This window comes from Sandaracinobacteroides hominis (genome assembly GCF_016464365.1).
Taxonomy (GTDB): Bacteria; Pseudomonadota; Alphaproteobacteria; order Sphingomonadales; family Sphingomonadaceae; genus Sandaracinobacteroides; species Sandaracinobacteroides hominis.
Window position 1 is genome coordinate 184,823 of sequence record NZ_JADCUC010000002.1, and the last position, 12,561, is coordinate 197,383.

8 protein-coding genes and 1 tRNA gene are annotated in these 12,561 nt (G+C 65.2%); 5 read left to right on the plus strand and 4 right to left on the minus strand.

From position 1 onward, the window contains the following. The first annotated feature begins 4 nt into the window (after positions 1–4). From mreC to IM784_RS05525, 5 genes are all read left to right on the plus strand, one after another. On the plus strand, positions 5–1,093 hold the full coding sequence (gene mreC / locus IM784_RS05505; RefSeq protein WP_199554310.1) for a rod shape-determining protein MreC: 1,089 nt from the start codon (positions 5–7) through the stop codon (positions 1,091–1,093). Beyond that, complete coding sequence (gene mreD / locus IM784_RS05510; RefSeq protein WP_199554311.1) at positions 1,090–1,605, plus strand: rod shape-determining protein MreD; 516 nt, start codon at positions 1,090–1,092, stop codon at positions 1,603–1,605. The genes mreC and mreD overlap by 4 nt, the downstream gene beginning before the upstream one ends. Positions 1,606–1,609: 4 nt before the next feature. Beyond that, a complete protein-coding gene (gene mrdA / locus IM784_RS05515) occupies positions 1,610–3,568 on the plus strand; it encodes a penicillin-binding protein 2 (protein ID WP_199554312.1) in 1,959 nt (652 codons plus the stop codon). Beyond that, positions 3,565–4,680, plus strand: coding sequence for a rod shape-determining protein RodA (gene rodA / locus IM784_RS05520; RefSeq protein ID WP_235976586.1), 1,116 nt, complete (start codon positions 3,565–3,567; stop codon positions 4,678–4,680). Before mrdA ends, rodA begins: the two co-directional genes overlap by 4 nt. Positions 4,681–4,770: 90 nt before the next feature. Then, positions 4,771–4,846 (plus strand) — tRNA-Lys (locus IM784_RS05525). Between the two features lie 375 nt (positions 4,847–5,221). Here IM784_RS05525 and IM784_RS05530 read toward each other — a convergent pair. From IM784_RS05530 to IM784_RS05545, 4 genes are all read right to left on the minus strand, one after another. Further along, positions 5,222–7,384, minus strand: a complete 2,163-nt coding sequence (locus IM784_RS05530; RefSeq protein ID WP_199554313.1) for a PQQ-dependent dehydrogenase, methanol/ethanol family — start codon at positions 7,382–7,384, stop codon at positions 5,222–5,224. A gap of 196 nt (positions 7,385–7,580) precedes the next feature. Beyond that, positions 7,581–9,932, minus strand: coding sequence for a TonB-dependent receptor (locus tag IM784_RS05535; RefSeq protein ID WP_199554314.1), 2,352 nt, complete (start codon positions 9,930–9,932; stop codon positions 7,581–7,583). Positions 9,933–10,072: 140 nt separating this feature from the next. Then, positions 10,073–11,575, minus strand: a complete 1,503-nt coding sequence (locus tag IM784_RS05540) for an aldehyde dehydrogenase (RefSeq protein WP_235976587.1) — start codon at positions 11,573–11,575, stop codon at positions 10,073–10,075. Between the two features lie 235 nt (positions 11,576–11,810). Continuing rightward, positions 11,811–12,500, minus strand: a complete 690-nt coding sequence (locus IM784_RS05545) for a Crp/Fnr family transcriptional regulator (protein ID WP_199554315.1) — start codon at positions 12,498–12,500, stop codon at positions 11,811–11,813. Positions 12,501–12,561: the final 61 nt, after the last annotated feature.

Sequence of the window (12,561 nt, forward strand, 5' to 3'; positions counted from 1 at the left end):
GTTCATGGCCTGGAACAGCCAGCCTTCTCGATTTCGTGGCACCCGCCGCACCAGCTTTGCCCGGCGCGACAGCAACCTGGCGCTGCTGGGCGCGCTGTTTGCGGGCATCGTGCTGGCCTTTGCGCTGGTGCTGCTGGTTACCCAGCGGGTAAATCCCGAGCTGGGGAGCCGTCTGCGCGGGGCCACGGCCGATGCGCTTTCGCCGCTGATTTCTGTGGCGCGCGCGCCGTTTGAGGGCATGCGCATGCTCGGTGGCGCGATCGGCGACCATTTCCGGGTGGTGGAGCAGAATCGCGAGCTGCAGGCGCAGCTGAAGGCAGCGCAGGCGAAAGTTGCGAAAAGCGACCAGCTTGCCGCCGAAGTGAAGCGGATGGAGCAGCTGATCGGCCTGCAGCGGCCGGAGCGGCGGGTGGTGGCGAGCGGGGTCGCCTCGGCCGTTTCCGCCAACGCCGGCATGCGAACCGCCATCATCAGCGTCGGACTGGGCGACGGGGTGAAACCGCGTATGCCGGTGATCGCGTCCGGCGGCCTTGCCGGTCGGGTGACGGATGTCGGGCAGGGTTCGGCGCGAATCCTTTTGCTGACCGATGCCAACAGCCGCATTCCGGTGAAGGTAGTCCGCACCGGCTGGACCGGGCTTGCGGTCGGCAACGGCGGCACGCTGCTGGATTTCCAGTACGACATCGCCTCTGGTTCCGATCGTATCCGCGTCGGCGACCGGCTGGTTACCACGGGCGACGGCGGACTGTTCCCGCCCGGGCTGCCGGTGGGCGTGATCATCAACGCCGATGCCAGCCCGCCGCGCGCGCGTCCGCTGGCCAACCCGACCGGCCTTGGCGCGGTGATCGTGGAGGCGCCCTGGCTGCCACCGCCGGTGTTCGTGCCCGCAGCGCCGGCCGCGCCCGAAGCTGACCGCAAGCTTGCGCCGCCCGTGCCTGCCGGCACTGCACCGGCAACGGGCGCCGCGGGAAGCGGTACGGGCCGACCGGCTGCGTCTGCAGGCGTTGCGGCGGGCGTTCCTGCATCGGCGCCCACGGCTGCACGTCCGGCGCCGGCGCCTGCCGCCGCCACGCCGGCATCGCCGCGCCCATGAGCTATCTGGCCAACGATCAGTTCAGCCCCGGGGAGACGATCCGCCGGATGGTGCCGTCCGCCACGGTCTTCCTCTCCATGCTGGTGATGACGCTGCCGATGCCGTTCGCCTGGGGGGTGATGCCGAATCTTGCGCTGTTGTTCGTCATCATCTGGTCCAGCCTGCAGCCGCGGCTGATGCCCAGCTGGGCGGCGTTTGGGCTGGGTCTGTTCGCCGACCTGCTGTTTGGCGGGCCGATCGGCGTCTGGGCCCTGCTCTATCCAGCTTGCGCCATTGCCGTCGGCATGGCCGAATCCCGGGCCGAGGGGCACAGCCTCAACATCGATTGGGCCTTTGCCTCGGTGTTGTTGATCCTGGCGCAGCTGTTGTGCTGGCAGTTCCTGCACTTCACCGGCTGGGAGGCGCCGCTGCTGCCGCTGATGGTGCAGGTGCTGATTACCATCCTTGCCTATCCGCTCGCCGCCGTGGTCGCCGGCCGCATCCAGCGCCGGCTGATCGACGTACAGGGCTGAGCGGATGGCGCAGGATGGCGGTAACGCACGCCTGTTCGAGCGCCGCGCTTTCTTTCTGGGGGCCATTCAGGCGGGTGCGGGCGTCGCGCTGCTGGGGCGGATGGCCTATCTGTCCATCGCCGAGGCCGACAAATACAAGATGGCAGCCGAGGACAATCGGGTGGCGCTGCACCTGATTCCGCCGCGCCGGGGCTGGATCGTCGATGCCGCGGGCGCTGCAATCGCCACCAACCGGCCGGCCTATGCCGTGGACCTGATTCCGTCGCTGGTGCCGGACCTGGAAGCTGCGCTGCAGCGGATCGCCGCCGTAGTGCCGCTGGACCCGGCCGACCGGGCCCGGATTCTGGAGGAGGCGAAGGATCTGCCGCCGTCCGCCGCGCTGACGATCGCCGACGACATCGGTTGGGACGCGTTTGCGGCGCTGAATGTGGAACTGGCCGACATGGCCGGTCTGCAGCCGCAGCGAACCTATGTGCGCCACTATCCGGATGGCGATGCCTTTGCGCATGTGACCGGCTATGTCGGCCGGGCGACGGCGGAGCAGTACAAGAAGACGAAGGAGCCGCTGTATCTGGTGCCGGGCTTCCGCGTGGGCAAGGACGGCGTCGAGCGTTCGGAGGACGCGGTGCTGCGCGGCAAGGCCGGTGCCCGTCGGGTGGAAGTGAACGCACGCGGCCGCATCGTCAAGGAACTGGATACCCGGATCGACGTGCCGGGGCACAATGTGCAGCTGACGATCGATCGCGGCTTGCAGGCCTTTGCCGCAGCGCGGGTGGGCAATGAAAGCTGCTCTGTTGCGGTGATCGACGTGGTGACGGGCGACATCAAATGCCTGCTCTCGATGCCGGCGTTCGATCCGAACGTCTTTTCCAACCGCATCCCGTCGCAGCTGTGGAAGGACCTGCAGGCCGACGAGAAGAAGCCGCTGCTGAACAAGACGCTGCAGGGGCTTTATGTGCCAGGCTCCACGTTCAAGCCGGTGACGGCGCTGGCGGCCCTGCACGAGGGGATACTACCCACGGATCAGGTCCATTGCAGCGGCGCCTATCGGGTGGGAAACAACACCTGGCATTGTCACAAGCGCTCGGGCCACGGCACCGTGAACATGCGTTCGGGCATCGCCAAGAGCTGCAACGTCTATTTCTATACCATGGCCCGCCGCGTCGGCCCTCAGGCCGTTGCCGACATGGCGCGGGTGCTGGGGCTGGAGCACAAGTTTGACCTGCCGATGCCGGTGCAGCGTGCCGGGATCATCCCTGACCCGGCGTGGAAGCAGGAACGCTATGACCAGAAGTGGAGCGTGGCCGACACGCTGAACATGGCCATCGGGCAGGGCTATGTGATCGTGAATCCGCTGCAGCTGGCGGTGATGACGGCGCGGATCGCCACCGGAAAGATTGTCGAGCCGCGGATGCTGGCGGGGGCGCCGCAGAAGGCGTTTGCTCCGCTGCCGGTGCCGCTCGACTATCTGGAAGTGGTGCGGCAGGGCATGGACGATGTCGTGAACGGCCCCGGCGGCACTGCGCGCGCTTCGCAGCTGAACGTGCCGGGGATCCGCATGGGCGGCAAGACCGGGACGGCACAGGTGCGACGGATTTCGGCCGGATTCCGTGGCGGCGCGGGTGTGCCGTGGAAGTATCGCGACCATGCGCTGTTCATCGCCTTCGCGCCGGTCGACAATCCGCGCTATGCCATCAGCGTGGTAGTGGAGCATGGCATCGGCGGATCGAAGGCGGCGGCGCCGATCGCCAAGGACGTGCTGACCTATATCTATGACAGGGAGCAGGCGGAGAAGCGTCTGGCCGGCGTGCTGGAGGCGCGCGAGCGTGCGCGTGTCGCCGCCGAGGAGGCGCTTGCGCGCGCAGCGGCAGAGGCGGAAGCCGCCCGGCAGGCGGCGCTGAATCCCGGCGCGGTGTCCGCTGCGCCGGCAGCAACTCCGGCGGCAGGAACGAACCGGCCATGATGGGCGGCCTTTTGAACGCCCGCTGGCCGCAGCGCATTCTGGCGCTGCCGTGGCGGATGATCCTGACCATCTCGCTGATCGGCGCCTTCGCGGTGGTTGTCCTCTATTCGGCGGCGGGGGGCAGCATGACGCCCTGGGCGCTGAACCATGCGGTTCGCTTCACCATCTTCCTTGGCGCGGCGATCTTGATCTCGCAGGTGCCGCTGCGCTTCTGGCTGAATATCGCCTATCCGCTCTATGGGGTGGTGCTGGTGGCGCTGATCGGCGTGGAGGTGGTGGGTGGCATCCGCGGCGGATCTCAGCGCTGGCTGAACCTCGGCTTCATGCAGCTGCAGCCGTCGGAATTCATGAAGCTGGCGATCATCCTCGCGCTGGGGCGCTTCTATCACTATCTGCCGCGCGGCTATGCGTCGAAGCTCCCCGGCATCTGGCCGCCGCTGGCGCTGATCGGCGTTCCTTTCCTGCTGGTGATGACCCAGCCCGATCTCGGCACGGCGCTGATGATCGTGGCCGGGGGGGCGACGATGATGTTCCTGGGCGGGTTGCCGCTGAAATGGTTCCTGATACCGGGCGGCGCCGGGCTGGCGGCGTTGCCGCTGGTGTTCAACATGCTGCACGAATACCAGAAGAAGCGGGTGCTGATATTCCTGGATCCGGAGGCCGATCCGCTGGGTGCGGGTTACCATATCACCCAGTCGAAGATTGCCATCGGTTCGGGCGGCCTGTTCGGCAAGGGGTATCTGCAGGGCTCGCAAAGCCACCTGCAATATCTGCCGGAACAGCATACCGACTTCGTCTTTGCCACCATGGCGGAGGAATGGGGGCTGTTTGGCGGCATATTCCTGATCTTTGCCTATGGCATCATCCTGAACTGGGGCATCCGCGTCGGGCTTTCGGCGAAAACCCTGTTCGCTCGGCTGGTGGCGGTGGGCCTGTCGATGACCATCTTCTTCTATGTGCTCATCAACAGCATGATGGTGATGGGACTGGCGCCTGTGGTGGGCATTCCATTCCCGCTGGTGAGCTATGGCGGTAGCGCGATGATGACGGTGATGATCGCCTTTGGCCTGTTGATGGGAATCTATCGGCAGCGCGACGAAGAGCATATCTGACACTTTTTTCGTGATAATCGCTGGACAAGGAGGGCAGGTCTTGGTAACGGCCCGCCTCCCGCGACGGCTTTCCTTCGCGCGCCATGGTACGGACGCATAGCTCAGTTGGTAGAGCAGCTGACTCTTAATCAGCGGGTCCTAGGTTCGAGCCCTAGTGCGTCCACCATTCACAGTTTTTCTCCTTGCTAGAACAACATGTTAGCAGGCCGTTTCGGCTACTTCAATTGTCGTGGCCATCCACCTGCGCCTTTACCTTCCTGAGACCTGCCTTCGCCAGACGCTTCGAACTGGCGGCCGACCTGTACTCGGCGAAAATAGTGGGATCGTGACCTGACCCCCTGCTTTTCCTCCGAGCTTGATTAGAATCTGGCCTGATAGTGAGCTGCTCGCCGTTTCTGGAACGCCCTGCTGGCCGTTTGCCGCTGACCGGATTTGCAGCTTTATCTGCGGTTGTTGCCGTTAGCGCCGATCGGCACGATGGCGAGCGTCGCGGCGAGACCGATGGGCGCCTCGGCGCTTTCGGAGGTGTGAGCCTGCCCGCTCATGGCTCGAACCCCGAGGAGTTGTTGGCCTGAGCGATCACATAGGCGCGGATGCTTTCGATCTGCTTTGCCGAGTAATTGTCCTTGAAGCCCACCATTCCGTTGGCGGAAAGGGCACCGTCTGCGACGATGGCCGACCACATCGCCGGATCACCGATGGTGGGGGAGTGGCGCAGGTCGGGTATCACGCCGCCACTGATCGCAAGGACGCCGTGGCACCCAAAGCAGGAGCGGTGGAAGAGGACCCGGCCCTGTTCGATGGTGGCGGCATCGGCGAACTGCTTCACCTGCTGCAGTTCCGCTTTCGGCAGTTCGGGCACGGGAGGGAGCTTGGCCTTGCCGTTCAGCGCGAAGGTCAGCACACGGCTGATGTTACGCCTTGGCCCCTTGTCGGACCAGCCCATCGGGCCGGCGCCCATCGCTTCGTTGGTGCCCCAGCCGGACATCACCGTGACATATTGCCGGCCCTTCTTCGACCAGGTCACAGGGGAGGCCAGCACGCCGGATTGCGCGTCGAACGACCAGAGGCGCTTCCCCGTCCTTGCGTCATAGGCCCAGAAGAGGCCGGGCGCGCCGCCCTGGAACAGCAGGTCTCCAGCGGTGGACAGGATGCCGCCATTGGCGTGGGCTTCCTGCGGCACCTGCCAGGCGAGGCGCTGGTTTACCGGATCCCAGGCGGTAAGGTAGCCCTTCATCGACTTGCGGGCGCCATCCACCACCTTGCGATCGGTGGGCGGCAGGGTGGCCGCCACGTCGAGGCCGATGTTGTAGCCCTTGGCCAGCGGCTTGAAATCCGGGTCTACGATGAAGGTCGAGCTGCGCTCTTGCGTCGGGATATAGACTAGCCCCGTTCGCGGGCTGAACGACATCGGCGGCCAGTTGTGGGCGCCTTCGGTTCCGGGCCGCGCCGTCCAGGGTTTGCCGGATTTGTCATAGTCTGCCGCCGGGTTGATGATCGGCCGGCCCGTCTTCATGTCGATGCCTTTGGCCCATGTCACGGTGGCATAGGGTTCGGCCGAGATCAGCTTCCCTGTCTCCCGATCGATCACGTAGAAGAAGCCGTTTTTCGGCGCCTGCATCAGCACCTTGCGCTTCTGCCCGTCGATCGAGAGATCGGTCAGGATCATGTGCTGGGTAGAGGTGTAGTCCCACTGGTCGCCGGGCGTCTGCTGATAGTGCCAGACATATTCGCCGGTTTCCGGCCTCAGGGCGAGGATGGAGGCGACGAACAGATTGTCGTTGCTGCGACCGTCTGCCGAGGCGGGGCTGCGGAAGCGGTTCGGCCAGTAGCTGGAGTTGCCGACGCCGATGTAGAGCAGGTTGAGTTCGGGATCATAGGCCATGGAATCCCAGACCGTGCCGCCACCGCCGCCGTTGCTGAGCTTCCAGCTATCGGGAGACCAGGTGGCGGCGCCGAGTTTCGCCATGATCGCGTCGGAGGCGGCGCCGTCGGGTTTTCCGGGCTCGCCGGGCACGGTGTAGAAGCGCCAGTCCATCTGGCCGGTTTCGGCATCATAGGCCGAGACATAGCCGCGCACACCGAATTCGGCGCCGCCGTTGCCGATGATCACGCGGCCCTTCACCACGCGCGGGGCGCCGGTGATGGTGTAGTTCTTCGACTGGTCGACCGTGACGGTGGACCAGAGCTGCTTGCCGGTCTTCGCGTCGATCGCGATCAGGCGGCCATCGAGCGTGCCGACGAACAGCTTGCCTTCCCAATAGGCTGCGCCGCGGTTCACGACATCGCAGCAGGCCTTTACCGCCGTTTCTCCGGGGACCTCCGGGTCGAACTGCCAGAGGAGCTTGCCGGTCTCTCCATCGAGCGCCTGCACCTTGGACCAGGCGCTGGTGGTGTAGATGATGCCGTCGACGACGAGGGGCGTGGCCTCTTGCCCGCGGTTGGTGTCGAGATCGTGGAACCAGGCGAGCCCCAGCTTCGACACATTGCCGGCGTCGATCTCGTCCAGGGGGCTGAAGCGGGTTTCCTGATAGTTCCGGCCATGGGCCAGCCAGTTCTGCGGCTCGGCGTCTGCCGCGATGATCCGGCGACCGGTGGCTGCCACCTCTGCACCGGCGCCTTCCGCGCCGGGCTGCGGGTCGGCGGTGTGCCCCGAACAGCCGGCGAGGGCGAGGGCCAGGAGGGGTACGGAAACCCCGGCCATCAGGGCTTTGGCAGCTTTGGAAAGCCTCGTTGAATTCACCATCTCTTCAGCCTTGTTCTCGGGGCAGCCGGGCGTGTGCGACCGATATGTGCGTGCCGATATGTGCCGGCCGGGCAAAGTACTGGCCATGCCCCCCGGTTGGGGGGCATGGCCGAAGTCGGGCCGCGCTGAGTTGGGGAGGACGCGGCACCGGTCGTCAGAAGTCGAAACCGACCTCAACGCCGTAGGTCACCGGCCGGCCGGCGAAGCGCGCGGAGTTGTCGGCGCCGGGGATGACGTTGGCGATATAGTATGTGTTGAAGGCATTCTTCACATAGGCCATCGCCCGCCAGCCGCTGTCGGCGTTGTAGCCGATGCGTCCATCCACCGTTGCATAGGCGTCGATGTGGAAGGGGTGGGCGAGGTCGTCGACAACCTTCGCGCCCTCCCGGTCCGGCAGGGAGACACGGTCTCCGGCGAATACGGCATCCTGCGCGGACTTGCCGGTAAGCGTGGCGCCGACGAAGAACTCGCCGCCGGATATCAGGTCCGGCGTGTGGTATTCCGCGTCCAGCGAGTAGGTCCATTTAGGAGTGAAGGGCAGCGCCACACCTGCAAAGTCCTGAATCTCGCCCAGCACGTCGTAGCCGCTGTAATCCTGCACGCGGGAGTTGATGTAGGTGCCGCCCGCCCGGACGGAGATGTTGTCGGAGGGGGTCCAGCTGGCTTCCAGTTCCGCCCCGATGATGCGGGATTTCGGCACATTGATCAGCTTGTCCAGCAGGCCGAAGATCGGGTCGAGGACTTTGCCCAGCACCTGCTTGTCGCCGTAATCATAGTAGAAGGCGGCGCCGTTCAGCTGCAGCGTGCGGTCGATGATGCGGGCCTTGAAGCCGGCTTCGTAGGCGGTCACATGCTCCTGCCTGGCGGGCGAGAGCTGCACGGTGGTGGCAGCGGCGATGGTGGGATAGCTGCCGGCCTTATAGCCTCTGGAGATGTTGCCGTAGAGGAGCAGGTCCGGGTTCACCTGAAAGTCCAGGCCGCCCCGCCACGAGACATTGTCCTCCTTCAGTCGGTCGATGAAGGGTTCGCCGGGAATGTTCTTTTCGTTCAGCGAGTAGCAGTCCCCGGGCTGCAGCGGCGGCACAACGGTGCCACTCAGCAGGTTGCCCAGTAGCGTGAAGAGCTCGTTGATGCGGCCGTCGCCCGCGTCCATCCCGCAGAGGTTGGCCTTGATTTCCGAGCTGGTGTAGCGGATTCCCGCCTTCAGGGTGAGGCGGTCGGCAATGGCATAGTCGCCGCTGACGAAGGCCGCCAGGGTGGAGAAATCCTGCCGGGTCTGGTTGGCGTTCTGGAAGATGTTGAGGTTGCCCGGATTGTTCACGCTGCCGTCCGGGAAGTAGATATCCTGCCTCTGCTTCACCTTGCTCTTCTCAAGGTTGGCGCCGACCAGCCAGTTCAGCCGGCCGCCCGGATTGTTGGCGATGCGCAGTTCCTGCGTGAAGGAATCGATCGTGCCATCGTCGGGCGAATTGTTGAGCAGCGCCAGCGACATGCCGTCGCCATCCGCCGTTTGCTCCTGCTTGAAGGCAATGAACGAGGTCAGCGAGGTGATCGTCAGGTCGCTCGTCAGGTCTCCATCGACGCGCAGCGCCGCTTGCCCGAAGCGGCGGTCGGCGCGGGGGCGATACTTGCCGGTCGACCAGTCGGCCGAGCGGGGATTGAGGTTCGCGAACGGGAAGTTCTGCACGGCCTCGTTCACGCCGGGCGGGTTGGGCAGCAGCAGGAAATATTGCAGGGCCTGCGGGTCCGACTTGTCGATCCAGCCGTTGAGGTTGAGCTGAGCCCGGATCGGCCCTGACATGTTGAGATCGACCAGCAGGCGGCCGGCCAGATATTCTTCCTTGCCCAGCGTGTCGTCGCGGGTGGCGCTCTGCTGCCAGTCGCCGGAGTGGACACCTTGCACCGCCAGGCGGATGCCGACTCCATCGGCCACCGGCCCGCTGACCACGCCGTTCAGTTCGACGCGGTTGAAGCGGCCATAACCGAGGCTTCCCGAGCCCATCCATTCGTCGGTGGGCTTGGCGGCAATATAGTTGATGGCGCCGCCCGTGGCGTTCTGCCCGAACAGCGTGCCCTGCGGACCCTTCAGCACTTCGATGCGTTCCAGATCGAAGGCTGCGTGCGAGGCGAGAACCGGGAACGGCAGGGGAACCTGATCCAGGTAGACGCTGACGGCCGGGTAGACACCGAGCGCCTTTTCGTTGAAACCGACGCCGCGCAGCGTGAAGATCGGCGTGTTTGCCGTGCTGGGCGAGAAGACTAGGCCCGGAACCGCGTTCGCCACGTCTGACAGGGAAGAGATCTGGCGCCTGGCCAGCTCTTCGCCGCCCAGCGCGGTGATGGTGATTCCGACCTTGTTGGCGGATTGCTCCCGTTTGTTCGCGGTGACGATGATGTCGTCCGCCGACGAGGATTCGTCAGCAGCTCCTTCGGCCGCGAAGGCGGGGTTGGCGAGCATGGCGGCGATTCCGCACAGGCCGGTGGTGATCAGAAACCTGATGTTCATATGTCTCCCTCCCAAGGATATATGGCTTGTGCACGGGGCCTGTTCTGCCCCGCCGCCATTCATCTGCTGTTTCAAAAAGGATGCTCTGCTCGTGCTCGCGGCCGGTCTCCCATGTCCGGCGGCGGGCGATTTTCGGTCTGTCAGCTGGTCAACGGCTCGCGGAAATCCGGGGTTCGATCCAGGATCATCGTCTTGGTCTCCAGATAGGGCAGCAGCCCTTCGGTTCCGCCCTCGCGCCCGATCCCGGATTGCTTGAAGCCGCCGAAGCTGACCGTGAAATCCGTCTGGAAGCTGTTGTGCCCCACGGTGCCGGCCCGCAGCCCGCGCGCCACGCGATAGGCGCGCTGGATGTCGTTGGTGAAGACGGCGCTGTTCAGGCCGAACGGCGTGCCGTTGGCAATCTCTACAGCCTGCGCCTCGTTCTCGGCAGGGGTCACGGTGACGACCGGGCCGAAAATCTCTTCCTGCGCGATCACCGCATCGGGGGGGACGTCGCCGAACACCGTCGGCTCGATGAAGAAGCCGCGGTTCAGGTCTCGGGGGCGGCGCCCGCCGGTGGCCAGCACGGCGCCGTCGCTGACGCCGCGCTCGATATAGGATTCCACCCGGTCGCGCTGGCGGCGCATGGCCAGCGGGCCCATCTGGGTGGTCGGATCGAAGGGATCGCCGACGCGGATGCTGCCGAAGGCCGAGGCGAGTGCCGAGACCATTTCATCGTGGCGGGACTTCGTGACCACTATGCGGCTCAGCGCCGAGCAGACCTGATTGGTGAGGAGGCAGGTGGAGCCCGCGATGACCTCTGCGACCTTGCCGACATCATAGTCGTCGAGCACGACCGCCGCCGATTTCCCGCCCAGTTCGAGCGTGCAACGGGCGATCCGTTCGCCGCAGATGGAGGCGATCTTCTTGCCGGCAAGCGTCGAGCCGGTGAAGCTGACCTTGTCTACGTCCGGGTGGCGCACCAGCAGTTCGGATACCTCACGGTCGGCCGTCACCACGTTGAAGACGCCCCTGGGAATGCCGGCTTCGGCGAAGACTTCCGCCATCAGATAGCCATCGAGCGGCGATTCCGGCGACATCTTCACGATGAGCGTGCAGCCCGCCAGAAGCGCGGGCGACGATTTATAGAGGAGCAGAGCAAGGGCCGAGTTCCACGGCACGATCAGCGCCGCGACGCCGACAGGCTCGCGCACGATGAAGGCCTGACGCGTCGGGTCTTGTCCCTGGCGGGGTTCGATGAACGGGAAGCTGTCTGCCAGACCGGCGTAGTAGCTGAGCGCATCGGGCATTCCCGAGACGAGCGCCTGCGCGGACGTGTTCACGATGCCCACTTCGCTGGCCCAGATGGTGGCCGCCTCGCCGGCCCGGCGCGCCAGAATGGCGGCCGCCGCCGACAGATGGGCGGCCCGCTCCTGGTGGCTCATCCGCGGCCAGGGGCCATGGTCGAAGGCGGTGCGCGCGGCGGCAACCGCGCGGTGGATGTCTGCCGCCTGCGCCTCGGCGACGGTGGCGTAAAGCTCTTCGCTGGAAGGATTGATGACCGAAAACCGGCTGTCGGACGAGGGGATTACCCATTCCCCGTCAATGAACAGCCGTTCCGGATGCCCGATCGGAACACCCGCATGTGTCATGGCTGCAGTCATCCGCATCTCCCCAAATTGCGCCCCTGCCCTCGGATCTTGTTGTCCGCACGGAGGGTCTCTCCCATTGTCCTCGCTCCGGGCCGGCAGCGCGCTACCGCTGCCTCGCCCCGCCGTTCACGCCGCTGCAGGCCGCCTGCCTTCTTCGGGCGCAAGGCTTGCCTGCCACGTGGAACGCTGTTGGGGATACACGATTGTTTGGGCGTAAACTGTCAAGCGGAAGACAATTGAGTTTCGATTACTCCTGGTCTTCCTCGATCACCGCGCGAAGGGCGCGGCGGTCCCGGATTTCGATGCGTTGGTAGCCGATGTGAAGGATGCCTTCGCGCCGGAAGGCTTGCAGGAACTTGCTGACCGTCTGCCGCGAGACACCGGCCATGGCGGCCAGATCGAACTGGGAAATGCCGCGCATTTCCGGGCCGCCCCCGGTGCTCGGCGTCGAATCGAGGAGCACCTGTGCGATGCGACCGCGAACCGAAAGGATCTGCCGATGGATCAGCAGTTCCAGCGCCCGGCGGAGGTGGCCCGCCATCAGCCCGGCGAGGAAAGCGTTGAATTCCGGTGCTTCCTGAACAACTTGCCGGAGGCCTGCGCGCGGAAGCATCAGTAATTCGGTTCGCTGGCCCGCCACTGCGGTGTTCGGCCGTTGCAGGCCATCGATCTCGGAAAGCTCGCCGAACCACTCGCCCGCGCGGTGGATCGACAGCAAAACCTCTTCGCCGCTGGCAGAAAAATAGGAGATCCGGGCCCCACCCGAAATCACCATGTAGCAGGCCCCGCCCAGGTCCCCCATCGAGTAGATGACCTTGCCGCGGGCGTAGCTGATGCCGACGGAATGCCGGAAGATCGTGTCCATCAGTTCGGGCGCCTGATCCCGGAACCAGCTGTTCCGGCGCAGCACAGTTTCGATTTCCGCAGTCCGCTCCATGCGCGCGAAGTTTGCGCAGGCCCATAAAAATGTAAAGCGATTGACATCAACCCGCCCTGCG